Source organism: Micrococcus sp. iso_229 (assembly GCF_058072725.1).
In genome coordinates this window covers 2,252,006-2,275,469 of the sequence record NZ_CM176514.1, presented here as the reverse complement: position 1 = coordinate 2,275,469, position 23,464 = coordinate 2,252,006, and the positions used below count along the sequence as shown (strand labels likewise).

19 protein-coding genes are annotated in these 23,464 nt (G+C 73.6%); 13 read left to right on the top strand and 6 right to left on the bottom strand.

Annotated features, from left to right (window positions below):
* Positions 1-47: 47 nt before the first annotated feature.
* Both AC3RKA_RS10520 and AC3RKA_RS10515 read right to left on the bottom strand, forming a co-directional pair.
* Positions 48-1,457: a DUF7134 domain-containing protein gene (locus AC3RKA_RS10520; RefSeq protein WP_206399765.1), complete on the bottom strand. Its 1,410-nt coding sequence runs from the start codon at positions 1,455-1,457 to the stop codon at positions 48-50.
* Between the two features lie 65 nt (positions 1,458-1,522).
* A complete protein-coding gene (locus AC3RKA_RS10515; protein ID WP_222958702.1) occupies positions 1,523-2,677 on the bottom strand; it encodes an NAD(P)H-dependent flavin oxidoreductase in 1,155 nt (384 codons plus the stop codon).
* An 83-nt stretch (positions 2,678-2,760) separates the two neighbouring features.
* Here AC3RKA_RS10515 and AC3RKA_RS10510 point away from each other — a divergent pair, with 83 nt between their 5' ends.
* The gene (locus AC3RKA_RS10510) at positions 2,761-4,215 is read left to right on the top strand and encodes an L-lactate permease (RefSeq protein ID WP_136940559.1); all 1,455 of its coding nucleotides are present in this window, start codon (positions 2,761-2,763) and stop codon (positions 4,213-4,215) included.
* Positions 4,216-4,238: 23 nt separating this feature from the next.
* On the opposite strand, the gene AC3RKA_RS10505 is transcribed toward AC3RKA_RS10510, so the two are convergent.
* Complete coding sequence (locus AC3RKA_RS10505; protein WP_136940558.1) at positions 4,239-4,469, bottom strand: hypothetical protein; 231 nt, start codon at positions 4,467-4,469, stop codon at positions 4,239-4,241.
* Between the two features lie 206 nt (positions 4,470-4,675).
* Here AC3RKA_RS10505 and AC3RKA_RS10500 point away from each other — a divergent pair, with 206 nt between their 5' ends.
* Positions 4,676-5,341, top strand: a complete 666-nt coding sequence (locus AC3RKA_RS10500; RefSeq protein ID WP_002855366.1) for a response regulator transcription factor — start codon at positions 4,676-4,678, stop codon at positions 5,339-5,341.
* The gene (locus AC3RKA_RS10495) at positions 5,338-6,684 is read left to right on the top strand and encodes a sensor histidine kinase (protein ID WP_136940557.1); all 1,347 of its coding nucleotides are present in this window, start codon (positions 5,338-5,340) and stop codon (positions 6,682-6,684) included. Before AC3RKA_RS10500 ends, AC3RKA_RS10495 begins: the two co-directional genes overlap by 4 nt.
* A 28-nt stretch (positions 6,685-6,712) precedes the next feature.
* Here AC3RKA_RS10495 and AC3RKA_RS10490 read toward each other — a convergent pair whose 3' ends face one another.
* On the bottom strand, positions 6,713-10,090 hold the full coding sequence (locus tag AC3RKA_RS10490; RefSeq protein WP_136940556.1) for a beta-phosphoglucomutase family hydrolase: 3,378 nt from the start codon (positions 10,088-10,090) through the stop codon (positions 6,713-6,715).
* Between the two features lie 291 nt (positions 10,091-10,381).
* Between AC3RKA_RS10490 and AC3RKA_RS10485 the strand changes: the two genes are divergently transcribed.
* The gene (locus AC3RKA_RS10485; RefSeq protein WP_065572664.1) at positions 10,382-10,972 is read left to right on the top strand and encodes a hypothetical protein; all 591 of its coding nucleotides are present in this window, start codon (positions 10,382-10,384) and stop codon (positions 10,970-10,972) included.
* A 16-nt stretch (positions 10,973-10,988) separates the two neighbouring features.
* On the opposite strand, the gene rlmC is transcribed toward AC3RKA_RS10485, so the two are convergent.
* On the bottom strand, positions 10,989-12,233 hold the full coding sequence (rlmC, locus tag AC3RKA_RS10480) for a 23S rRNA (uracil(747)-C(5))-methyltransferase RlmC (RefSeq protein WP_369022688.1): 1,245 nt from the start codon (positions 12,231-12,233) through the stop codon (positions 10,989-10,991).
* A 10-nt stretch (positions 12,234-12,243) separates the two neighbouring features.
* Positions 12,244-12,852: a HEAT repeat domain-containing protein gene (locus AC3RKA_RS10475; protein ID WP_489727232.1), complete on the bottom strand. Its 609-nt coding sequence runs from the start codon at positions 12,850-12,852 to the stop codon at positions 12,244-12,246.
* 120 nt (positions 12,853-12,972) lie between these two features.
* On the opposite strand from AC3RKA_RS10475, the gene AC3RKA_RS10470 reads away from it, so the two are divergent.
* The 9 genes from AC3RKA_RS10470 to AC3RKA_RS10430 all read left to right on the top strand — a co-directional run bounded on the left by AC3RKA_RS10470 (position 12,973) and on the right by AC3RKA_RS10430 (position 23,439).
* Positions 12,973-13,947 (top strand): acyl-CoA thioesterase, encoded by a 975-nt coding sequence (locus AC3RKA_RS10470; RefSeq protein ID WP_115165688.1) that lies wholly within the window; start codon positions 12,973-12,975, stop codon positions 13,945-13,947.
* A gap of 24 nt (positions 13,948-13,971) precedes the next feature.
* The gene (locus AC3RKA_RS10465; protein ID WP_489727231.1) at positions 13,972-15,240 is read left to right on the top strand and encodes a phospholipase D-like domain-containing protein; all 1,269 of its coding nucleotides are present in this window, start codon (positions 13,972-13,974) and stop codon (positions 15,238-15,240) included.
* Between the two features lie 202 nt (positions 15,241-15,442).
* Positions 15,443-17,200 (top strand): ABC transporter ATP-binding protein, encoded by a 1,758-nt coding sequence (locus AC3RKA_RS10460; RefSeq protein WP_489727230.1) that lies wholly within the window; start codon positions 15,443-15,445, stop codon positions 17,198-17,200.
* On the top strand, positions 17,197-19,290 hold the full coding sequence (locus AC3RKA_RS10455) for an ABC transporter ATP-binding protein (protein ID WP_369998191.1): 2,094 nt from the start codon (positions 17,197-17,199) through the stop codon (positions 19,288-19,290). The genes AC3RKA_RS10460 and AC3RKA_RS10455 overlap by 4 nt, the downstream gene beginning before the upstream one ends.
* Before the next feature lie 372 nt (positions 19,291-19,662).
* Entirely contained in the window at positions 19,663-19,833 is a 171-nt protein-coding gene (locus AC3RKA_RS10450) for a hypothetical protein (RefSeq protein ID WP_157757317.1), read from the top strand.
* Between the two features lie 13 nt (positions 19,834-19,846).
* Positions 19,847-20,593 (top strand): hypothetical protein, encoded by a 747-nt coding sequence (locus tag AC3RKA_RS10445; RefSeq protein ID WP_489727229.1) that lies wholly within the window; start codon positions 19,847-19,849, stop codon positions 20,591-20,593.
* Positions 20,590-21,645 (top strand): hypothetical protein, encoded by a 1,056-nt coding sequence (locus tag AC3RKA_RS10440; protein WP_036334839.1) that lies wholly within the window; start codon positions 20,590-20,592, stop codon positions 21,643-21,645. The genes AC3RKA_RS10445 and AC3RKA_RS10440 overlap by 4 nt, the downstream gene beginning before the upstream one ends.
* Positions 21,642-22,328, top strand: coding sequence for an ABC transporter ATP-binding protein (locus AC3RKA_RS10435; protein WP_002856767.1), 687 nt, complete (start codon positions 21,642-21,644; stop codon positions 22,326-22,328). The genes AC3RKA_RS10440 and AC3RKA_RS10435 overlap by 4 nt, the downstream gene beginning before the upstream one ends.
* A 16-nt stretch (positions 22,329-22,344) precedes the next feature.
* Complete coding sequence (locus tag AC3RKA_RS10430; protein ID WP_002856769.1) at positions 22,345-23,439, top strand: hypothetical protein; 1,095 nt, start codon at positions 22,345-22,347, stop codon at positions 23,437-23,439.
* Positions 23,440-23,464 lie beyond the last annotated feature (25 nt).

The window sequence follows — 23,464 nt, the reverse complement described above, 5'->3', positions numbered from 1 at the left end:
CTCTCAAGTCGGGCGGGGTGAGCGGGTGGGACGGGGGCGGCCACCCCTCACACTGCCGAGTACGGCAGGTGGGCGGACACGCGGTACCCGGCCCCGACGCGCGGCCCCGTCTCGAGCGTCCCGCCGAACAGGGCCGCCCGCTCGGCGGCCCCCCGCAGACCCTGGCCGCTGCCCCGGGTGGCGGGGTCGGCGGCGGCGCCGCAGCCGTCGTCGTCGATCTGCAGGTCCAGGCCGCGCGCCGTCCAGGCGAGCGTGACGAACGCGTCCGCGTCCGGCCCGCCGTGGCGCAGCGTGTTGGTCAGCGCCTCCTGCACGATCCGGTACGCGGCCAACTCGCCTCCCGCCGGCAGCGCACGGCGGGGCGTGCCGGTCTCCAGCAGGGACACCTCGAGTCCGGACAGGCGCATCGTCTCCACGAGCGCGGGCAGGTCCGCGAGCCGCGGCTGGGGCCGGCGGCCCGGGGGCAGGCGGGCGCCGCGGCCGTCGGGGGCGGCGACGACGTCGGGACGCGTCCCGGCGGGGTCCGCGCGGTCCGGTGCGGGGTCGGCAGGCCGCGCGGGGACGCCGTCGGCGGCGGGCCGCCGGGCGTCGTCGTCGGCCACGCCGGGCACCCCGGCCACGGTCTCGCCGGTCTCGCGGAGCACACCGAGTAGCTGGCGCATGTCCGCGAGCGCGGAGCGGCCGGTCTGGCCGATGGTCTCGAGCGCGGTGACCGCGAGTGCGGGTTTGGCGGCGGCGGCGTACCGGGCGCCGTCGGCCTGGGAGATGATCACCTGCAGGGAGTGGGCGACGATGTCGTGCATCTCCCGGGCGATGTGGCTGCGCTCGTCGGCGGCGGCGAGCTCGCGCTCCTGCCGGGACTGCACCTCGAGGCGGTGGGCGCGGTCCTCGAGGGCGCGCACGGTGAGGCGGCGGTTGCGCACGACGTCGCCGAACGCCCACGCGGTGAGCACCATGAGCCCGCAGCCGATCGCCATGATGACCATGGCCAGCGGCTCCGCGGGGGAGCGGACGGTGAGGCCGTCCGGGGTGACGAACTGCGCCGGGAACAGCCACACCTTCACCCCGTTGGCCACGCCGCCGACGAGCCCCATGAGGAGCCCGGCCACGGAGATGCTCCGGGGCGCGTTCGCGGCGAGGTTGTAGACGGTGAGCGGCACCATCAGCAGGGACAGGCTGAACTCGGGCCCGGCGAGCAGGTGCAGGACGGCCGCGGCCGTCACGACGGCGGCCGAGGCCACCGGGCGCACCCGACGCACGGCCCACGGCAGGACCATGCCGGCCCCGGCCAGGAGGGAGACGGCCGTCTGCCGGCCCTGGGGGTCGGGGGCGACCATCGGCCCGAGCGCGATCCACGGCAGCGCCACGAGCACGGTGAACAGGGCCGCGGCGGCCATCACGTCCGTGCGCACGGGGTGCAGGCGCGTCCACTGGTCGAGGCGGCGCAGGGGGTTCACGCGGGCCAGCCTAGGCAGCAGGCCGAGGAGCCGGCGTCAGTCCGCGGGATGATCCGGGGCGGTCCTCAGGGCGCGAGAGAGGCGAGGACGTCGGCGGCCGGCGCCTCACGGACCCGGTGCGCCTCGGTGCCGGCCCACAGGTGGACGCGCTCGAGGTCGCCGGCGGCCGCGGCGGCGGCGCGCAGCCCCTTGGTCAGGACGTTGACCTCGGGGTATGCGGCGGGGGCGTCCGGGTGCTCCGCCATGAACGCGGTGGCCAGCGACCGCGCCCACCGTCCCGTGTAGGCGCGGGTCAGGGCGGTGCGGGCCCGGCCGTCGTCGGCGGAGAAGCGTGTCCCGGCCGCACACGCCGTGACGGCGGCACGGTGCGCCGCCGAGGTGCCTGCCTCCGGGGTGAGGAGGAACGCGGTGCCGGCCGCGACGGCGTCCGCACCGGCGGTCAGCAGGGCCCGCACGTCCTGGGCGGTGCCCACGCCGCCCGCGGCCACCACGGGCACGGCGCTCGCGGCCCCCGTCCCGACGGCGTCCCGCACCGCCGCCAGCACCGCCGGCAGCTCGGCGCGGGTCGGCTCCGCGGCCGGGTCCGACGTGCCCCGGTGCCCGCCGGCGCGGTGGCCCTGCACCACGAGGAACGCGGCGCCGTGCTCGAGGGCCGCCCGCGCCTCGGTGGCGTCCGTCACGGTGGCTCCGGCCGGGATGCCCGCGGCGGCCAGCCGGGCGAACACGTCGGCGGCCGGCAGGCCGAACGTGAAGGAGACCAGCGGCCACGCCTGCTCCTCGGCGGCGGTGAGCAGGGCGTCGAAGTCGACCCGTTCGGCGTCCGGGTCCGGGACCACGTCCGCGGCGGTGGGCAGGTCGGCGGCGCCGTCGGCCGTCAGGTCCGCCCGGTACGCGGCGACCGCCGCCGCCCGCGCTGCCCGTGCCGCCTCCGTGCGTGCGGCGGCGGGGATCGCCGTGTTCACCGCGTCCGGGACGAACAGGTTCACGCCCCAGCGGTCCGGCCCCTCCGCGCCGAGCAGCGCGCGCAGCGCGTCCACCTGCTCGCGCATCTGCGTGGCCGTCCGCATGCCGCCGGCGAGGAACCCGCCGCCGCCGGCGCCCACGACGGCGGCCACCAGCTCCGGGGTCGAGGGCCCGCCGGCCATCGGGGCCACCGCCACGGGCACGGGCGGGATCAGGCGGGCGCGGGTGACGTCGTCGCGGGGGAATGGCTGCGTCATGACCCCCAGCGTAGGGGGGAGGGGTGTCGGCCCCACCCCGCGCCTACAGTGGGGCGGGGTACACGAGGAGAGGGAGGTGCGGCGTGGAGGTGCTGCTCGCGCTCTCGCCCATCCTGCTCACCCTCGTGCTGCTGCTCACCCGGCTGCCCGCGTGGGTGGCCCCGGCCGCCGGGACGGCCGTGGCCGTGCTGCTGGCCCTCACGGCCTCCGGCGTAGCCCCGGGCGACCTGGGCGGCGCGATCGGCGCCGGCGTGCCCACGCTGCTCGAGATCCTGGCGATCATCGCCGGCGGCATCACCCTGTCCCGCGTCATGGAGTACTCGGGCGGGCACGCGCGCCTGGCCGCGTGGCTGTCGGCGGGCAACGGCCCCACGATCGCGACCGCGCTGCTCATGGTGCACGGCGTCATCCCGTTCCTCGAGACCGTGACCGGGTTCGGCGTCTCCCTGATCGTGGGCGTGCCGCTGCTGCTGGGACTGGGCTACACGGCGTTCCGGTCCGCGCTGATCTCCATCCTCGCGCTCACCATCGGGCCGTGGGGGTCCATGGCGCCGGGCACGCTCATGGGCGCGCGCCTGTTCGGCCTGGACTTCCGGGAGATCGGGGTCACCGCCGCGGTGTTCAACCTGCCGGCCTGCCTGGTGGCGGGCGTGGCCACGGTGCTGCTGCTGCGCGGGGCGCGCGGCATGCGGGTCGACGCCGGCCCGGCCCGCACGCTGCCCTGGCTCGGCGTCGCCGTGCTCTCCGGGGTCGCCCAGTGGGCGCTGATCCTGGGGGCGAACCTCGTGGTCGGCACCGCGCCGGCGGGCGCCGTCGCCACCTTCGTGCTCACCGTGGCCTGGCTGCTCGTGATCCGCGGCGGCCGGCTGCTGCCCGGACCGGGGCGGGACGTGGTGCCGTACCTGACGCTCATGGCCGGCACCGTGCTGGGCACCACCGTGAAGGGAGCCTTCGGACTCGAGGGAACGGCGGCCCTCGTGGGGACGCCGGCGCTGTGGGCGTTCGTGGCGGTGGGCGTGGGCGTGTGGCTGCTCCCCCTCGACGCCGCCGCCCGCCGCCGCGTCCCCCGCGAGGCCGGGAAGCTGTGGGTGGGCACCGCCATCCCCAACGCGCTCTACGTGGCGTTCGGGCTCATCCTCTCCGCCGGCGGGGTCTCGCAGGCGCTCGCGGGCGCGCTCAGCGGGATGGGGGAGTCCTACCTGGTGGCGATGCCGTTCCTCGGCGCATTCGCCGGCTTCATCACGGCTTCCAACACCGGGGCCATGGCCCTGATCGGCCCCCTGCAGATGGACACGGGCGCCGCGTTGGGCGTCCCCCCGCCCTGGTCCAACGGCCTGCACAACGCGGCCGCCGGCTGGGGCATCGTCGCCGGACCCGCCCGCATCCAGGTGGCCCACGGCATGGCCGCGGGGGCGCAGTCGCCGCAGATGCCCGGCTGGACCGTGACGCGGCGGAACCTGTTCGTGGTGCTGCTGCCGGCCATGCTCGCCGGCATCCTCGGCATGGCTGTCATGGGCTGGTTCCTGCTGCCTCGGTGACGCGCGGCGCCCCGTGGCCCCCCTCACCCCCGTCGGCGCAGGGCGGCCTGCAGCGTCGCGAGCGCCGTGGCCGTCACCCCGCCCACGCCCGCGGCCAGCAGCATCCGCCACACGTCCGCGAGCTCGGTGTGCCGGGACGTGAGCATCAGCGTCGCGACCGTCGCGAGCACGCCTCCGAGGGTCACGAGGAAGCCGGGGCGCTCCTCGGCGGGGGCGGCGGAGCAGGTGGGGCAGGGGGCGTGCTGGGCGGTCAAGGCGGTCTCCTCGGCAGGGTGAACGGACGATCGGGCCGGCGCCGGCCGGCTGCCCTCATCCTCGGCCGCCGGGCCGGCCCGCCGACACCGTCTCCGGTCGCCCTCCGCCCCGCCCCCGGGAGCCGGCCCGGTCCGCCCCGAGGCGGGGGCCGACGTCGACCTTCGGCGGACGCGCGGCGGCCTGTGCGCCGCCTAGGCTGGACGCCATGATCCGAGTAGTCGTGGCCGACGACCAGACGTTGATGCGCACCGCCCTCGAGCACTTCGTGGCCCAGGCGGAGGACCTCGAGGTGGTCGGCTCCGCCGAGGACGGGGTCCAGGCCCTCGAAGCGGCCCGCACGCTGGCCCCCGACGTCGTGCTGATGGACATGCAGATGCCCCGCATGGACGGCGTCGAGGCCACTGCGCGCATCTCCGCCGAGGCCCCGGGCGTGCGCGTCCTGGCGATCACCACCTTCTCCTCCGAGCAGTACCTCGTCCCCGCCCTGCGCGCCGGCGCCGCCGGCTACCTCGTGAAGGACGCCCCGCCGGCCGAGGTCGTGGACGCCATCCGCCGAGTCCACGCCGGGGACGCCGTGTTCTCCGCCCCCGTGGCCGCCGATCTCGTGGAGGCCGTCACCGCCGCCCCCGAGCACGCCGCCCCGTGCCCGGCCGAGCCGCTCGCCCCGCACGAGCGCCTCACGGAGCGCGAGCTGGACGTGGTCCGCGAGCTCGCCAAGGGCGCCTCCAACGCGGAGATCGCCGGTGCCCTGTTCCTCGCCGAGGCCACGGTGAAGTCCCACATCGGCAAGGTCCTGGACAAGTGGCAGGTCCGCGACCGTGTGCAGATCCTCATCCGCGCCGCCCGCGCGGGCCTCGTGGACATCGGATGAGCACCGCGGCGCCCGCCCCCGCCCGACCCACGACGGCGTCGCGCCCGCCCGCCGATTCGCCCCTGGACTCCCGCCTGCCGGCGATCCTGCGCGCGGAGCCCGTCTCCCGGCACATGCGGATCGTCCTCTACGTGATCGTCGGGCTCATGGTGCTGGGGGAGATCCTCACCCTGGTGCTGGGGCCCATGGTGGCGGCCGGGCTGAGCGCCGATCCCGAACTCGTGGCCCTCCTCGAGGAGGACGGCGGGCTGACGGGTGAGGGGCGGGAGCCGCTCCTGCGCTGGGTCCTGTTCCTGGCGAGCGTGCTGGTCACGCTGCTGTTCGGGTGGCAGCCCACCCTGGCGGCGGTGCTCGTGCTGCTCGGGAGCACGTTCGGTCTGGTGGGCCTCGTGGAGGCGGACCACGCGCACCTCACCCCGCAGGCCTTCACCGGCGGGGTCATCCTCGGCGCCGCCATGGTGACGCGGTACTCGCACCGGGCGTTCGTCTGGTCCGCCCTGGGCGCCCTCATCCTGCTCACCGTCGCGGGCGAGCTCCTCACGGACGGCACGTGGTCGGACGAGGACGGCCTCAAGGGCGTCATGGTCGTCACGCTCATCCTCGCGCTGTGCGTGGCGGTGCCGGCCTTAATGATCCGCCGGTCCCGGCATCGGACCCGGGACCGCGAGGCGGCCCTGCGCCGGGCCGAGGAGGCCGCCGCCTGCGCCGCGGAGGCCGAGCGGCAGCGGATCGCGGCGGAGCTGCACGACGTCGTCGCGCACGGGCTCACCGTGATCTCGATGCAGGCCGCCATGCTGCCCACCCAGAAGGACCCGGAGAAGCGGGCCGCCGCGGAGAAGGCCATCGAGCAGGCCGCCCGGCAGTCCCTCGTGGACCTGCGCCGCATGCTCACCGCGCTGCGCGGCTCCTCCCGCAACGCGCAGACGGCGGAGGGGGACGCCGTCGTGGACCTGCCGGCCCGCCTCGACGAGTTCGAGGCCCGCCTGCACGCGGCCGGGTTCGCGGTGGAGCGCTCGCTGACCGAGCTGGAGGAGCTGCCGCGCTCCCTGGAGCTGACCGTGCTGCGCGTGGTGCAGGAGTCGGTGACGAACATCCTCAAGCACGCCCCGCGCCGCGGCACGGTGCGCCTGACCTCGGAGCTCGAGGGCGCGGACCGCCTCGTGCTGTGCATCGCCAGCCCCATGGACGAGGGCGAGCCCCGCCGGGACCGCGTGGTGGTCGCGATGGCCAGCGGCTTCGGCCTGGCCGGCATGCGCGAGCGCGTGGCCGTGTTCGGCGGCACCCTCATGGCCGGCCCGCTGGGCGGATGCTGGGTGGTCCGGGCCGAGCTGCCGCTGCGTTGAGCCGGGGCGGGGCCGACGATGGCGGCCCTCAGTCCAGCGGGACCGTCAGCCTCTCGCCGGGGGAGAGGATGTGCTCGCGGCCGGCGATGACCATCGGCACGTCGTGCCACATGCCCTCGCCCGCGGACACCGTCACCTCCCGCTGGGTCATGTGGATGACCACGGGCTGCTGGCGGAACCGGATGGTGAACCGGGCGCCGGGCAGCTGGGCGGGCATGCGGGGGTGCAGCCGGACGACGTCGTCGCGCGTCTCGAGGCCCGCGTAGCAGCGGATCACCGTGTCCACGGTGCCCGCCATCAGGCCCAGGTGGATGCCCTCCTTCGTGGTGCCGCCCTGCGTGTCCGAGAGGTCCGACTCGAGGGCCTCCGTGAACAGGTCCCACGAGCGGTCCGGGTCCGTGCGGGCCGCCACCCACGCGTGCACCAGGCGGGAGAGCGTGGAGCCGTGCGTCGAGCGGGCCTCGTAGTAGGTGACCATCCGCTCGAACGCCTCCTGCGGCAGCTCGTAGCCCATGCGGCGCAGGATCCGGTCCAGCTCCTCGGCGGAGAACAGGTAGCCGAGCATGAGGGTGTCGGCCTGCTTGGAGAGCTTGTAGCGGTTGGTGGCGTCGCCCTCGGCCTGCAGGATCAGGTCCATGCGGCCGATGTTCCCGTACTTGGCGCGGTAGGCCTCCCAGTCGAACTCGAGCAGGTCCTGGTAGCCCTCGAACTGGGCGAGGATGCCGGCCTCCTCGCCCTCCTCGAAGAACGGCACGGTCAGACGGGCGCTGACCTCCTCCCAGCGCTCGATCTCCTCCTCGGAGATCTCCATGAGCTCGGGCAGGCCGTCGTCGATCGTGTCCAGCCAGCGGACCAGGCGGGCGGTCTCCGCGAGCACCCACGAGGTCAGCACGTTCGTGTACGCGTTGTTGCGCAGGCCGGAGCCGGGGGCCTCGGGGTAGCCGTCGTGGAACTCGTCCGGGCCCATGACGCCGTGGATCTCGTAGCGGTCCGTGACGGCGTTGTGCAGGGTCATGGACATGAAGAACCGGGAGATCTCCACGAGCATCTCCGCGCCGTAGTCCGAGATGAAGGACGTGTCCTTCGTGATCTCGATGTACCGCAGCACGGAGTAGGCGATGTCCAGGGAGACGTGCCGCTGGTTGTGGGAGTTGTCCGGCATCCACATGCGCGAGCGCGGGTTCCACAGCTCGGTGGGCGTCTCCTCGGAGCCGTCCGCGCCGGACTGCCACGGGTACATGGCGCCGGCCCAGCCCGCGGCCTGGGCGTTGGCGCGGGCCTCGTTGAGACGCCGGTAGCGGTACATCAGCAGGCCGCGGGTGATCTCGGGGCGGCGCAGCGTGAGCATGGGGTAGACGTAGATCTCGTCCCAGAAGATGTGGCCGCGGTAGCCCTCGCCGTGCAGGCCGCGCGCCCCCACGGAGGCGTCCAGGTCCCGGCGGCGGCCGTAGGCCGTCTGGAGCACGTGGAACGTGTGCAGGTTCAGCGCGAGCTGCTGGCGCAGCGACGCGCCGTCCTTGCCCATCGGGACCGCCGACCCCACCGGGGCCGAGTGGCCGGCGGCGACGACGGGCGGCGCGTACTCGCCGCCGGTCTCCGCCGCCGTGGAGCGGCGGTGGTGCCGGTACGGCTCGGCCAGGTCGATGCGCACGGAGAACCGGTCCCAGTTGGTGCCCCAGCGCTGCTCGTGCAGAGTCAGCAGGTTGCGGAAGTTCTGGGCGCGCTGGGCGTCCTTCACCGCCGACTCCCACACGGAGGCGCTGGCGTGGTCGTGGCTCGTGGCGACGGCGGCGACCTTCTCCAGCACGAGCGGCACGCCCTCGTCCACGTGGAGGAGGATGTCCTGGCCGACCACCAGGTCCGAGCCGTCCACGGGGCGGCGGATGGGCTCGTGGTGGCCCACCGGCGCTACCTGGCGGGTGCGGGTGGCCACGGCCACGTGGATGCCGGACTGGTTGGTGGCGGTCTCGAGCAGGACGGTCTCGCCGTCGATCTCCCGGGCCTGGACCGGCTCGAGGTGCTGGTTGGCGAGGGTGCGGTCGTCGGAGACGTTGAGGTTGGCCACGCGGCCCTCGATCTTCGATCGCACCGTGAGGTCCCCGGACCAGTTCTCCGCCACGACGGTCAGCTCGAGCGCGGCGAGGTGCCGGTTGGCCAGCGAGGTGAACTGCCGGGTGTGGACCGTGGTGCGCCGGCCCTGCTCGTCCTCGAAGGTCATGGTGCGGGAGAGCACGCCGCGGCGCAGGTCCATCTCCTGGCCGTACTCCACGAGGTTCTCCTCACCCGGCAGCAGCGGGCGGCCGTGGCGCGGGGTCACCACGAGCGGGGTCCAGTCCTGGATGTTGACCATGTGCTCGGTGTCCACGACCCGGCCCTGGACCATCGAGGTCAGCCGGTTGAACACCCCGGCCATGTAGGTGCCGGGGTAGTGGACGGAGGAGATGCGCGTGCCGGGCACGGCGCCGCGGGTGCCCCAGTACCCGTTGGCCAGGGTGCACAGCACCTCGCGGGTGCCCTCGGAGGCCGGGTCGAAGTGGTCCCAGCGCAGCACCCACGCGGGGTCGAACGGGGTGGTGGTGCGGTCCTCCAGATGCAGGGTCCCGTAGTCCTGGACCACCAGGTGGGCGCCGGCCGCCTTGAGTCGGCCCTTGCCGAGCTCGGGTTCGCGGTCCACGCCGATCACGAGGCCGAAGCGGCCGTCCGCGGCGGCCTTCACACCGGAGACGGCGTCCTCGAGGACCATCGCGTCCGCGACGTCGACGCCCAGCTCGCGGGCGGCCTCCCAGAACATCGCCGGGTCCGGCTTGCCCGGCAGCCCGCGCTCGACGGCGGTGTTCCCGTCCACGATCACGGGGAAGAAGTCCAGCACGCCGCCGGCCGTGAGCACGGCGCGGGAGTTCTTGGAGCTGGTGACCAGTGCGACCGGCACGCCCTTGGCCCGCAGCCGCTCGAGGAGGTCCTGGGCCTCAGGGAACACGCGGACGCCGTCGCGCTCGAGCACCTGCTCGAAGTAGCCCTGCTTGCGCTCGGCGAGGGCGAGGACCGTCAGCTCCGGGGCCGCGTCCGCCTCGGGGGAGTCGGCCTCGGGGACGTGCAGGCCGCGGGAGGCGAAGAACGTGCGGACCCCGTCCTCACGGGGACGCCCGTCCACGTGGTGCAGGTAGTCGGCGGCGGCGTCGAAGGGGCGCAGCACGTCCGGGTCCGCGGCGACGACGGCGGCGTTGGCGGGCAGCGCGCCCACGGCGGGCAGCGCCCCGTCGAAGAGCTCCTTCCACGCCTGCGCGTGCACGCCGGCGGTGTCCGTGATGACCCCGTCCATGTCGAAGATGACGGCGCGGTAGCGGCGGAGCCGGTGGCGGCGGGCGTTCAGGTCCTGCGGAGCAGCGGGGGTGAGCGTCTGGGACATGGGAACCAGCCTACGGGCGGGGAAGTGGGGCCGCACGGGGAGTGCCGCGGCGATGTTCACCGCAGCGAGCGCGCCGTCGTTCCGGCCGACCGCACCGCAGCGACATCACAGCGGTTCTCAGCTGCGCTGATGTCGTTCCGGTGCGGTGGGTTCCGGGAATGAATAGGGTCGTGCCGACGGGGGCGGAGGTGTGCCCCCGCGCGCCGGAAGCGTGGCCCGGGAACGAGAAGGACAGACTCGGCGGAGATGGCCGGGGGGCGCAGGGCTCATGAACTGGATGAGGAGCAAGTGATGGATGCGAAGCCGACGCGGTTGCGGAAGAAGGCGACGCAGGAGGAGATCCTGGCTTGTCTGCCGGTGCAGGCGCGGGTGCGTCCGGCGCGGTGGCTGTTCCTGTGGCTGATCGTCGTGGTGTGCACGGCGGTGTTCATCTGGGTGATCTTCCGGCCGCCGGAGGATGTCTCGGCCGGGTTCGGGGTGTGGCGTGTGGCGTCGTTCATCGGGTTGGCGCTGGCGTTGGCGGTGCTTCCCTCCGCGACGATGGGTCTGTTCCGGCCTCGGCATGTCACGTTCGATGAGCGACGGGTGTGGACGCGGGACTGGTCCGTGGACTGGGCGGACGTGAAGGAAGTCCGTGCTGTGGCGCCAGAGTCGGAGCACACGATGAAGGTGGCGCTCAAGGTGGACGAGCGGCTGTGGAACGAGGGTGGTCTGCGCAAGGCCAACCGGTGGGACTCGGGACGGCCGTTGCAGGGTGGCGGGTTGACCCGTGCGCAACCGCTCGTGCTCACGCAACCCGCGCTCACGCCGTCGGCTCTGACGCTGCTGCAGGTCTTCGTCGAGTTGAAGAAGCGGAACCGTCGGGCGGGGAGCCCGCGGTGACGCGCCCCGGCCCCCGTCACCGCCGGGTCAGCAGCGTGAGCACCTCCGCGTGCCGGGTCTGCGGGAACATGTCGAACACCTGCACCCGCGCCACCCGGTAGGAGGGCATCCTGGCCAGGTCCTGTGCGAGCGTCGTCGGGTTGCAGCTCGAGTACAGCACGGTGGGCACGCCCGAGTCCTCCAGCGCGTCGGCCAGCTCGGCGCCGATGCCCCGCCGCGGCGGATTCACGACGACGGCGTCCGGGCGGGCCCGCCGTTTCTCGAACGAAAGCGCCTCCGGAGCCCGCCGTTTCTCGAACGAAAGCGCCTCCGGAGCCCGCCGTTTCTCGAACGAAAGCGCGGAGGTGGCGTCGCCGGCGGAGAAGCGCACCCGGTCGGCCAGGCCGAGCTCCGCGGCCGTCTCCCGGGCCGCGGCCACCGCCTCGGCGGAGGACTCCATGCCCCACACGTCCCGCACGCCGGCCCGGGCCAGGTGGAACGCGAACCCGCCCACCCCGCAGTACAGGTCCCACGCCGACGCCGGCACACCGCCCTCGGCGACCCACGCCGCCGCCGTCGCGTACAGCCCCTCGGTCACCGCGGTGTTCGTCTGGAAGAACCCCTGCGGGCGCAGCCGCAGGCCCACCCCGTTGAGCCGCATGGTCAGCGTCGGCCCGCCGGCGAGCATGATCTCCTCGTCGCCCTCGGGCAGGGCCACGTGCTCCGGCAGCAGGTTCGCGCTCACCACGGCGGCGGGTGTCCCGCGCGCCGCGAGGTCATCCAGCAGCCCCGGCACCGCCGCGCGCAGCGCGTCCAGCCGGTCGGCGGAGCGCAGCACGAACCGGACCATCGCCTCCCGGTCGGGGGAGAGCGTCACGATCACGTTCTTCAGCTCGCCCGTGCGGGCGGCGACGTCGTAGGGCTCCAGCCCGGCCGCCGTCACCGCCGCCGCGCACGCGTCGAACACGCCCTCCATGCCGGCCTCGTACAGGCCGCAGTCGCGCAGGTCCACGCCGGCGCCGTCGTGATGGCGGGGGTGCTGCCGCGGGTCCAGGATGCCCAGCCGCGGCGCCGCCGCCGACCCCGTCACCACGAGCTTCGCCTTGTTCCGGAACCCCGCCTCCGCGGAGGCGAACGGCTCGGCCACGACCGTGTCCGCATCGACCGCGTCCGCCAGCGCGGCCAGGACCGCGGCCTGCTTGTCCGCGAGCTGCCGGGCGTACGGCACGCCCATCAGCGGGCAGGAACGGCACTCGCCGACGTCGAAGTGGGGGCACTGCACGGGCGTCGCCTCAGCCCTCGAGGCTGACCCGCAGGCCGGGCCGGTCCAGGCGGATCGCGAGCTGCTCGAGGGCCAGCTCGGCGGCCGTGGCCAGGTCCGCATCCACGTCCATCACCATGCCGGTGAGCACGGGCAGGGCGGCCTCGAGGTCCTCGGGGCGGGCGAGGGCGCCCAGCGCGGACGCGGCCGACGCGCGGACCTCCGGGTCCGGGTCGGCACAGCCGGCCCGCACCGCGTCCACGAGGGCGCGGTCGACGGCGGCGTCGCGGCGCAGCGAGCCGGCCCGGGAGGCGAGCACGAGGTGGGCCGCCGAGCGGACGTCCGCCTCGGGGGCGGTGAGCGCCCCGGTCAGGGCGGGCAGCGCGCTGCGGTGCCACGCGTGCATCAGGGCCAGCGCGCCGGTCGCGGCGGGGCTGAGGTCGCCGTCGTCGCCGGTGAGGGCGCGGGCGGCGCCCGAGGTGACGTCATCGGGAGTGGCCGCGCCGGTCATCAGGCGCACCGCCAGCCCGGCGACGGCGGCCTCCCCGCGCTCGGCGACGGCGGCCTCGGTGCGGCGGCGCAGGCGGTCGTGCGGGGTCTGGGGCTCCGCGGGCAGGGGGAGACGGTCGAAGGCGGTCATGGGTCCATTGTCCCCCGTGCGCGGACCCGCCTGAGGCGCGGCCGGGAGGTTCCCCGCAGACTCCTGGATGGGGCGTGACCGGCCGCACAGGGCCCGGACTCGGGTGATACGTTCGACGGCATGAGACCACCCGGAGCCCTCGCCCTCGAATTCCGGGCGGACAGCTTCGACCATCCCACCGGCCTGGTGGACGCCGGCACCGTCATCTCCTGGATCGAGAAGGCCGGCTACGCCGTCGCGGCGAGCTGGGCCGGGACGTTCGTGCGTGCCCGCTACATGGGGCACACCCAGTTCCGCCACCCCGTGCCGGTGGACCGCCGTGCCGTGGTGCAGGCGCGCGTGGTCCACACGGACGGCGCCGAGGTGCACGTCCAGACCCGCCTGCTGCTGCCGGAGATCCGCGACGACGACGGCGACCCCGTGGTCGCCACCTCGTCCCTCGTGGTCTACGCCGCGGAGGAGGACGGGGTGCGCGTGACCGTGCCGGTCTGGGAGCCCTCGACCCCCGGCCAGATCGAGCGCGACGAACAGGCCCGCCGCTCCACCGTGGCCCGCCGCGCCGTCGAGCGTGGCATGGCCCGACTGCCGTTCCCCGCGCCCGGGGAGGCCCCCGAGGAGATGAGCACCCTCGCGTTCCTGGCCCCCAACGCGGAGGCCACCGTGGGCGGCACCATCAACGCGGGCGCGATCCTGCGCTGGGTGGACGAGGCGGCCGCCGTCTGCGCCGCCCGCTGGACCGGCCATGAATCCGTGGTCGCGGTGTTCGGCGGTGGTGTGCGCTTCGTGCGGAACATCCACGTGGGCGACCTCGTGCGCGTGGAGGCCCTCCTGGTGAACACCACGGAGCGGTCCATGCATGTGGCGCTGCGCGTCTACGCGAGCCGACGCACCGGGGCGGAGTCCCGCCTGGTGGCGCACTCGATCGCCGTCATGGTGGACGTCTCCGCGGAGGACCAGGCCCAGCGGGTGCGGCAGTACGTCCCCGAGAGCGAGAGCGCCCGGCGGCTGCAGGAGACGGCGATCGAACTCGTGCGCATGCGCTCCGAGGTGAGCGCGGCCTGGACCGAGATGCGCCGCTCGACCGATCCGCGCTGACGGGGCCCTGAGTAGACTGAGCGAATGCGTCGACCGTCCCTGCCGTCCCTGTCCCGCCTGCCGGTCCGTCGTCTCCTCCGGGGAGCGGCCGTGGCCGCGGGCGTCGGTCTCGTGGGGCTGCCGCTGACGGTCGCCGCCGGGCTCACCGGCGTGGACATGGTCAAGCGCCGCGGCCGAGTGCGCCGGCCGGCGCAGAACCCCGGCGTGTTCGACGCCCACGTGAAGGGCTCCGAGCTGCGCATCTTCACCTCGGGTGAGGACCTCTACGAGGAGATGATCGCCGCGATCGACGGAGCGCAGCGGATCATCAAGTTCGAGACCTTCATCTGGAAGGGCGACCCCACGGGCCAGCGGTTCATGGACGCCTTCAACCGGGCGGCCGCGCGCGGCGTGGAGGTCTACGTCTCCTACGACGGGTTCGGGAACCTCGTGGTCCCGCCCCGCTTCTACCGTCAGCTGGACCCGCGCATCCACGTGTTCCGGCTGCCGGCCTTCGCCCGCCCGATCTGGCGAGGCGTGGTCCGGCACAGCGGGTTCAACCACTCGAAGATCATGGTGGTGGACGACGAGGTCGGCTTCGCCGGCGGCTTCAACATCGGCGACGACTACGCCCGCCTGTGGCGGGACACCCACGTGCGTGAGCGCGGCCCGGCGGTGTGGGCGCTGGACCAGTCGATCTCCATCAAGTGGAACGCCCACCACGGCGCGGGCGAGCAGATGTCCTGGCGCCCCCCGGACACGTGGGGCCCGCGCGTCACCGTGGCCGCGAACCAGCCGCCGCTGCTGGTCTACCCGATCCGGCTGAGCTACCTCGACGCCATCCAGCGGGCGCAGCACCGCATCCTCATCAACACGCCGTACTTCATCCCGGACCAGCAGGTCCTCGAGGCGCTGCTGCACGCGGCCCGGCGCGGGGTGGACGTGCAGGTGATGGTGCCGGAGGACTCCAACCACATCGTGGCGGACTGGGCCTCGCGCGGCTTCTTCGGGCAGATGCTCGAGGCCGGCATCACGATCCTGCTGTACAAGGCCAGCATGATCCACGCGAAGACCGCCACCGTGGACGGCATCTGGTCCACCGTGGGCTCGGCCAACATCGACCGCCTCTCCCTGGGCTACAACTACGAGTCCAACGTGGTGGTCGTGGACCGCGACTTCGCCGCCCGGATGGAGGAGATCTTCGCCCTCGACGCCCAGCAGGCCGTCCGGATCGACACCCCGCGCTGGGAGGACCGTCACGGCCTCGCTCGCGTGGTCGAGGCCCTCCTGGTCCCGTTGCGTCCCCTGCTCTGAGGAGCCCGGGCGCTGAGCCAGACGTTTCTGCCGTTCTGACGCCCGATTCGCAGCGTAATCATCTGGCTCACGCCCCTGGCGACGTCTCCTGGCCGTGCCGACCTGCCCGCCCGCGGCTGGGGCACAATGAACCCGGCCCCCATCGGCCCATCTCCCTGCGGCCCACGCGGCCGTGCGCCCATCCCGACTCCCTGGGAGCCCCATGCTCTGGACCCTGCTCCGCCGTCACGGGCGGCGCTATCGCGGCGCCGTCGCGGCCGTCGTCGTGCTGCAGCTGATCAGCACGCTGGCCATGCTGTACCTGCCCAGCCTCAACGCCCGCATCATCGACGAGGGCGTGGCCCGCGGCGACACCGCCCGCATCTGGGACATCGGCCTCGTGATGCTCGGCGTCGCGCTGGTGCAGGTGGTCGCCGCGATCGCCGCCGTGTGGTTCGGCGCGCAGACCTCGATGGGCGTCGGCCGGGACCTGCGCCGTGCCGTCTACACCCGCGTGGACGCGTTCTCCGCGGAGGAGCTCGGCCGCTTCGGCGCCGCGACCCTCATCACGCGCGGCACCAACGACGTCAACCAGGTCCAGATGCTCACCCTCATGGCCCTGAACTTCATGGTGGCCGTGCCGATCATGGCGGTCGGCGGCATCATCATGGCCATCCGCGAGGACCCGGGCCTGTCCTGGCTGGTGTGGGTCTCCGTGCCGGTGCTGCTGGTGATCGTGGCGTGGATCGTCGCGCGTCTCATGCCGCTGTTCCAGCGGATGCAGGACAACATCGACGACGTCAACGGCGTGATGCGCGAGCAGATCCAGGGCATCCGCGTGGTCCGCGCGTTCGTGCGCGAGCGCCACGAGACGCGCCGGTTCACGGACGCGAACGCCGCCCTGACGGAGACGTCCGTGCGGATCGGCCGGCTGTTCGTGCTGCTGGGCCCGGTCATCACGATGATCCTGCACCTGGCCACCGCCGCCGTCCTGTGGTTCGGCGGTGAGCGCGTGGACGCGGGGCTCGTGCAGGTCGGCGCGCTCACCGCGTTCATGCAGTACCTGCTGCAGATCCTCATGGCGGTGATGATGGGCACCTTCATGATGATGATGCTCCCGCGCGCCGTGATCTCCGCCCGCCGCATCGGCGAGGTCGTGGACACCGTCCCCACGCTCGGCGAGCCGGCCCGCCCGGTGACCCCCGCGCGTCGCGACGGCGCCCTGGAGCTGCGCCACGTCACCTTCCAGTACCCCGGCGCCGAGGCGCCGGTGCTCGACGACGTCAGCTTCGCCGTCGCCCCCGGCACCACGACGGCGATCATCGGCTCGACCGGCTCCGGCAAGTCCACGCTGATCAGCCTGCTGCCGCGGCTGTACGACGCGACGTCCGGCGAGGTGCTCGTGGACGGCGTGCCGGTGACCGACCTGGCCCGGGCCGAGCTGACCGAGGCCGTGGCGCTCGTGCCGCAGAAGCCGTACCTGTTCTCCGGCACCGTGCGGGAGAACATGCAGTTCGGGGCCCCGGACGCCTCGGACGAGCGCATCTGGGCGGCCCTCGAGACGGCCCAGGCCGCGGACTTCGTGCGCGCCCGCACCACGGGCAGGGGAGAGGCGGCGGCCTCCGGTCTGGACTCGCGCCTGTCCCAGGGCGGCACGGACGTCTCCGGCGGCCAGCGCCAGCGCCTGTCCATCGCGCGTGCCCTCGTGGCCGAGCCGCGGATCCTCGTGTTCGACGACTCGTTCTCCGCCCTGGACGTCACCACCGACGCGCGGCTGCGGTCGGCGCTCGACCGCGCGGCGGCCGGGGTGACCCGGATCGTCGTCGCCCAGCGGGTGGCCACCATCACCGACGCCGACCAGATCATCGTGCTGGACGAGGGCCGCGTGGTCGGCCGCGGCACCCACGCCGAGCTGCTGGCGGACAACCAGACCTACCGGGAGATCGTGGACTCCCAGCTGACCGCGGAGGACGTGGCATGAGCGAGCACCTGACGGACGAGGAGATCCTCGAGATCCAGGAGCAGGGCGCCACCGACGACTGGGGCGGCGGCCCGGCCCGCAGGGCCAAGGCGTTCTGGCCGTCCGCGAAGCGGCTCATGAGCCTGTTCCGCACGGAGAAGCTGGGGCTGGCCGTCGTCGCCGTCATGGTGCTGGCCGCCGTGGTGTTCAACGTGTGGGCGCCGCGCGTGCTCGGCCGGGCGATGGACGTGATCTTCGGCGGGGTGCTCTCCGCGCAGATGCCCGGCGGGCTGAGCCGCGAGCAGGTCATCGACGGGCTGCGCGCCCAGGGCGAGGATCAGGCCGCGGAGATGCTCTCCGGCATGGCGTTCACGCCGGGCGAGGGGATCGACTTCACCGAGCTGGGCCGGCTGATCCTGATCGTGCTGGCCATGTACCTGGTGGCGCAGACCTTCATGTGGCTCCAGGGGCGTGTCCTCAACGACCTCGTGATGCGCCTCGTGTTCCGCCTGCGCGAGGACATCGAGGCCAAGATCAACCGGCTGCCGCTGAGCTACTTCGACCGTGGGCAGCGCGGAGATCTGCTCTCCCGCACCACCAACGACGTGGACAACGTCCAGCAGGCCCTCCAGCAGGCGTTCGCCTCGCTCGTGTACTCGGCGCTGACCGTGATCGGCATCGTCGGCATGATGTTCTGGCTGTCCTGGCAGCTCGCGCTCATCGCCCTGGTCGCGCTGCCGGTGGCCGGCGTGGTGGTGGGCGTGATCGGCAAGAAGTCCCAGGCGCTGTTCTCCGCGCAGTGGCGGGAGACGGGCCGGCTCAACGGGCACATCGAGGAGTCGTTCACCGGGCACGAGCTGGTGACCGTGTTCGGCCGTCAGCGGGACATGGCCGCGCGCTTCGACGAGCGCAATGAGGAGCTGTACGAGGCCGCGTTCAAGGCGCAGTTCTACTCGGGGATGATCATGCCGATCATGCAGTGGGTGAACTGGCTGGGCTACGTGGGCATCGCCGTGGTCGGCGGGCTGCGCGTGGCCAACGGGCAGATGACCCTCGGCGCCGTGACCGCGTTCATCCAGTACTCGCGCGAGTTCAACCAGCCGCTCGGGCAGATCGCCGGCATGTCCAACATGCTGATCTCCGGCGTGGCGTCGGCCGAGCGCATCTTCGAGCTCCTCGACGAGCCGGAGGAGACCCCCGACGGCACCCCCGCCCGCACTTTCGTTCGGGAAACGGCGCCCTCCGAGAGCGCTTTCGTTCGGGAAACGGCGCCCTCCGCCGCCTCCGGGCCCGACGGCGTCGCCCACCTCCCGCGCCCGCTGCGCGGTCGCGTGGAGTTCGAGCACGTGCGCTTCTCCTACACGCCGGAGAAGCCGCTCATCACGGACCTGAACCTCGTGGCGGAGCCGGGGCAGACGGTCGCGATCGTCGGGCCGACCGGGGCCGGCAAGACCACCCTGGTCAACCTGATCATGCGGTTCTACGAGGTGGACGGCGGGCGGATCCTGCTGGACGGCGTGGACACCCGCACGGTCAGCCGCGGCGAGCTGCGCGCCGCCACCGGCATGGTGCTCCAGGACGCGGTGCTGTTCGGCGGGACCATCCGGGAGAACATCCGCTACGGCCGGCTCGACGCCACGGACGAGGAGGTCGTGGCGGCGGCGAAGGCCACCTACGTGGACCGGTTCGTGCACACCCTGCCCGACGGCTACGACACCGTGATCGAGCAGGACGCCGCCAACGTGTCCGCGGGCGAGCGGCAGCTCATCACGATCGCCCGCGCGTTCCTGGCCCAGCCGTCCATCCTGATCCTGGACGAGGCCACCTCCTCCGTGGACACCCGCACCGAGGTGCTGGTCCAGGGGGCCATGGCGGCGCTGCGCAGCGACCGCACGAGCTTCGTGATCGCCCACCGCCTGAGCACCATCCGGGACGCGGACGTCATCCTCGTGATGGAGGACGGCGACATCGTGGAGCAGGGCTCCCATGACGAGCTGCTCGCCGCGAAGGGCGCCTATCACCGGCTCTACATGAGCCAGTTCCAGGGCGGGGAACAGGCGGAGGAGCAGGACGACGACGGCGCGCCCGCCGCGCGCGAGGACGCCCGCTGAGGCCGGGGCGGGATGGCGCCGGCGCCCAGCCACTGGCCGCTGGCGTCGCTGCGACACGGGACCACCCCATGACCTTCTCGATCCAGGCGCCGGTGAGTTTCACGAGCCCGCACCTCTCCGGAGCCGGAGGTGTACGAGGCTAGGACGCGCGGCGGTGACGGGAGTATCGAAGCCCGATCGTCGGGCCACCCCTGCCGGTGTGGCCGCGCTCATTCGTCCCCTGAGATTGCGCATCCGTCACGCGCAGGACCCTCTTGACTCGCTGGTGGATCACGTCTGTGGACCGACCGAGAATTCTCTGGACACAGGGCGAGCGCCTTCATAGAGTGTGATGTATATCATGACTGAGCGTGAACCATAAGGAGGGGCGACATGGGTATGAAGCAGCGGAGTTCTAAGGTCGGTGCCGGCGTGCCCGTCGCTGGACTGTTGGCCGTCTCCGGTGCGGTGCCAGCGCAGGCGCTGACGGACTCCGGTCGGCAGGACTGCAGCGCAGGACTCCTCCTGTCGGGCACCTACGGCTACTGCTACTACCCGTACTGACTCGCCGGCACCGATGACTTCATTACGCATTCCTGCGACGGCCGCCCTGGTGGCGGCCGTCGCCCTGACCCTCACCGGCTGCGTCGGTCGGGAGTCTGCGGGCCTCGGCGGTTCATCCACGGTCGCCGCTCGCCCCACCGCGACGGCCGAGAAGACCTGGGACGCCTCGCAGTGGGTTCCCACCGAGAGGATCGAACCCCTCCTGACGACGGAAGCGGAGAAGGAGCGCGCCTACCGTGAGCAAGTCGCGCGGCACGCTCAGGGGGCGGGAATGCCCGCGCCGCCTCAGGTGGAGCGCTCCGGGTGGTACGCCACGTCCCTCGAGTCGGACCGCATGGTGTCCACATGCCTGGCCGAGGCCGGGTGGCCGAACTCGGTCGGTCCGACCGGGGGAATTCAGATCGACACCCCATCTGAGTCCCAGAGGTCTGCTTTCGAGGCGGCCCACGTGACCTGCTACGCACAGCACCCGGTGGATCCGAGCTACACCCAGGACTGGACCGATCCGCAGCTCCGCCTCGTCTATGACTACTGGGACCAATACCTCATCCCGTGTCTCGAGGCCTACGGCTACACGGTCGACACCTCCGCGCGCCCCTCCAAAGAGGCATTCGTCTCCGCGTTCTACACTCCAGGCCGCCACCAGTGGTGGCCCTTCGCGGACAGCATGAGGGGCGTGTCGGCAGAACGCCAGGCCGAGGTCGCGCAGACATGCCCGGAGCTTCCGCCGCAGGATGTCTTCTGGGGGTCATCCGGATGAATCGCCCCGCCCGCTGGGCCGCCCTCGTCCTTGCGCTCGTGGCCGTCGCCGCGCTCGCCTTCTGGGCCGGCCGGGTCACGCTCACCCCTCCGGCTCAGACCGAGCAGCGTCCGGCCGCGAGCGCCCTCGTCACCGTCGCCGAGCAAGAGCTCGGCCGCGTCATCACCCTCGGCGTCTCCGTGTCGCGCGAGCAGACGCCGGCGGCGGTGAACGCGCTGACCGGCGTCGTCACCCGGGCCGGAGAGTCCGGCGAGGTGGCTGCCGGGGAGGTGCTGTACGCCGTCGCCCAGAAGCCCGTGCTCGTCCTCCAGGGCGAGCTTCCCCAGTGGCGCCCTCTCGGGGAGGGCACTTCCGGCGACGACGTCGCCGCGTTCCAGCGCATGCTCGCCGCCACCGGCGCGAAGGTGGAGGCCGCCGGCACGTGGGACGAGGCCACCGCGGGCGCCTGGGACGACTGGCTCACCGAACGCGGCTACCCCGCCGCGGACACCGTGGAGCTCGGCCAGCTCGTGGTCCTCGAAGCCCTCCCCGCGCCCCTCAGCGTGGACGCGAAGACCACCGCCGTCGGCACCACCCTCGCCGGCGGCGAGAACGTGGTGGCCCGCCCCGGCGACCAACCGGACTTCGCCCTCGAGGTCAACCAGGAGCAGGCCGCCCTCATCCCGGCCGGCACCCAGGTCACCGTGCCCCACGGCGAACACGAATGGAAGGCCGTCGCCGGCGAGTCCACCTCCGACGAGCAGGGCCTGATCCGCATCACCCTCACCGCCCCGGACGGCGGCGTGGTCTGCGGCGAGGACTGCGACGCCCTGCCCGCCGACGCCACCACCTCCCTGCTCTCCCAGGTCAGCGTGGTCCCGCCCGTCTCCGGGCCCGTGGTCCCCGTGTCCGCCCTGCGCACCCAGCCAGACGGCGCCGCGACGGTCACGGTGGTCCGGGACGGCGCCGCGGAGGACCGCGCCGTCACCGTCCTCGGCTCCGCCGACGGCCTCGCCGTCGTGGACGGCGTGGACGCCGGCGAGCAGGTGCGCGTGCTGAACGGCACCCGATGACGGGGCCCGCCACCCCGGGCACGCCCGCCGCCCCCGTCGTCCCCGCCGCCTTCGCCGTCGAGGACCTGCGCTTCGCCTACACCCGCGCCGCCGAGGAGCTGTTCGACGGCCTCACCCACGTGTTCACGCCGGGCGCCGTCACCGCCCTCACCGGACCCTCCGGGCGCGGCAAGTCCACCCTCCTGTACGTGCTCGGGCTCATGCTCACGCCCACCTCCGGAGTGGTGCGCCTCGGCGACGTCGACGCCTCCACCCGCCCGGACCGGGAGCGCTCCCGCCTGCGCGCCACCTCCGTGGGATTCGTGTTCCAGGACTCGGAGCTGGACCCGTCCCGCCCCATCCTGGACTCCGTGGTGGAGCCCGGCCTCTACGCCGGGCTGGAGCGCCAGACGCTCGAGGACCGGGCACGGGCGCTGCTCGAGCGCTTCGGCCTCGCCCACCGCGCCGACCACCGGCCCGGGCAGGTCTCCGGCGGGCAGGCGCAGCGGGTGGCCGTGTGCCGCGCCCTCGTGAACGCGCCCGCCGTCGTCCTCGCGGACGAGCCCACGGGCAACCTCGACCCGGACAACGCCGGCCTCGTCATGGCCGCCCTCGCCGATGCCGCCGCCGAGGGGCGCACCGTGGTGGTCGCCACCCACGACCCCGCCGTCGTCGCCCGCGCCGACGAGGTGGTGCGGCTGTGAACCGGGAGGACCGCCCATGAACCTGCGCACCCTGCTGCGTGAAGCCGTCACCGCCGCACGCACCTCTCCCGTGCCCTCCGCCCTCGTGCTGCTCGTGGTGGCCGCCATGTGCTTCGCCGCCGTGGCCACCGTGGGCAGGCAGGCCGCCACCGAGGCGGCCGTCGCCGCAGAGCTCTCCGGCCCCGGCGCCCGCGTGCTCACCGTCACCGACACCGGCGGCACCGGTTTCCTCACCGGCGCCACCGCGGCCACCCTCGCCGGACTCGACACCGCCGAGGCCGCCCTCGCCCGGGACTCGCCCATGGACGCCGTGAACACCGGGATCGGCCGGGGCGGCGCCCGCGTGGCCGTGACGAACGTGGTCGGCACCCTGGACCGTGGCATCGAGCTGACCCGCGGCCGCCTGCCCGCCCCCGGCGAGGTGGTGGTCCCCGAGGCCAAGCTCGCCGAGCTCGGCCTCGCCCAGCCCTCCGGAGCGATCGAGGCCACGGACGGCCGCCAGTGGGCCGTCGTCGGGGCGTTCCAGGCCCAGGACCCCTTCCAGGACCTCGACGGCTACGCCCTCACCGTCCCCGCCGCCGCGGACGCCCTCGTGATGCAGCAGGTCCGCGTCCTCGCCGCCGACACCGCCGGCACCCGCGCCATGCAGGAGGCCGCGCTCGCCGTGATCGACCCCGACCCGCGCGCCTCCTCCATCCAGACCGCCCGTGCCCTCTCCGCCGGCAACCAGGTGGTCACCGGCGAGCTCGCCGGGCTCGGACGCTCCCTGCTGCTGCTGATCCTCGGAGCCGGCGCGTTCTTCGTGTCCATCGTGGTGCTCGCCGACGTCCTCATCCGCCGCCGCGACCTCGGCCGCCGCCGCACCCTCGGCATCGGCCGCGGAGACCTGATCCTGCTCGTGGCCGTGCGCACCGCCGTGCCTGCGCTGCTGGGCGCCGTGCTGGGCTCCGGAGCCGGGTACGCCGTCGTCGCCGGCCAGGGCGGGACGCTGGGGGTGGACTTCGTGGCGGCGGTGGCCGTGCTGGCCGCCCTCACCGCGCTGCTGGCCAGCCTCGCCCCGGCGGCGTTCGCCGCGTTCCGCGACCCCGTGCGGGTGATGCGGACCGCATGAGCCCGTCGGGTGGCCTCAACGCGCG

Excerpts from the sequence above, each read along its gene's own strand:
- AC3RKA_RS10515 (WP_222958702.1), bottom strand. The coding sequence starts at position 2,677 with ATGACGCAGCCATTCCCCCGCGACGACGTCACCCGCGCCCGCCTGATC.
- AC3RKA_RS10500 (WP_002855366.1), top strand. The coding sequence starts at position 4,676 with ATGATCCGAGTAGTCGTGGCCGACGACCAGACGTTGATGCGCACCGCC.
- AC3RKA_RS10495 (WP_136940557.1), top strand. The coding sequence starts at position 5,338 with ATGAGCACCGCGGCGCCCGCCCCCGCCCGACCCACGACGGCGTCGCGC.
- AC3RKA_RS10490 (WP_136940556.1), bottom strand. The coding sequence starts at position 10,090 with ATGTCCCAGACGCTCACCCCCGCTGCTCCGCAGGACCTGAACGCCCGC.
- AC3RKA_RS10485 (WP_065572664.1), top strand. The coding sequence starts at position 10,382 with ATGGATGCGAAGCCGACGCGGTTGCGGAAGAAGGCGACGCAGGAGGAG.
- AC3RKA_RS10475 (WP_489727232.1), bottom strand. The coding sequence starts at position 12,852 with ATGACCGCCTTCGACCGTCTCCCCCTGCCCGCGGAGCCCCAGACCCCG.
- AC3RKA_RS10470 (WP_115165688.1), top strand. The coding sequence starts at position 12,973 with ATGAGACCACCCGGAGCCCTCGCCCTCGAATTCCGGGCGGACAGCTTC.
- AC3RKA_RS10465 (WP_489727231.1), top strand. The coding sequence starts at position 13,972 with ATGCGTCGACCGTCCCTGCCGTCCCTGTCCCGCCTGCCGGTCCGTCGT.
- AC3RKA_RS10460 (WP_489727230.1), top strand. The coding sequence starts at position 15,443 with ATGCTCTGGACCCTGCTCCGCCGTCACGGGCGGCGCTATCGCGGCGCC.
- AC3RKA_RS10455 (WP_369998191.1), top strand. The coding sequence starts at position 17,197 with ATGAGCGAGCACCTGACGGACGAGGAGATCCTCGAGATCCAGGAGCAG.
- AC3RKA_RS10450 (WP_157757317.1), top strand. The coding sequence starts at position 19,663 with ATGGGTATGAAGCAGCGGAGTTCTAAGGTCGGTGCCGGCGTGCCCGTC.
- AC3RKA_RS10445 (WP_489727229.1), top strand. The coding sequence starts at position 19,847 with ATGACTTCATTACGCATTCCTGCGACGGCCGCCCTGGTGGCGGCCGTC.
- AC3RKA_RS10440 (WP_036334839.1), top strand. The coding sequence starts at position 20,590 with ATGAATCGCCCCGCCCGCTGGGCCGCCCTCGTCCTTGCGCTCGTGGCC.
- AC3RKA_RS10435 (WP_002856767.1), top strand. The coding sequence starts at position 21,642 with ATGACGGGGCCCGCCACCCCGGGCACGCCCGCCGCCCCCGTCGTCCCC.
- AC3RKA_RS10430 (WP_002856769.1), top strand. The coding sequence starts at position 22,345 with ATGAACCTGCGCACCCTGCTGCGTGAAGCCGTCACCGCCGCACGCACC.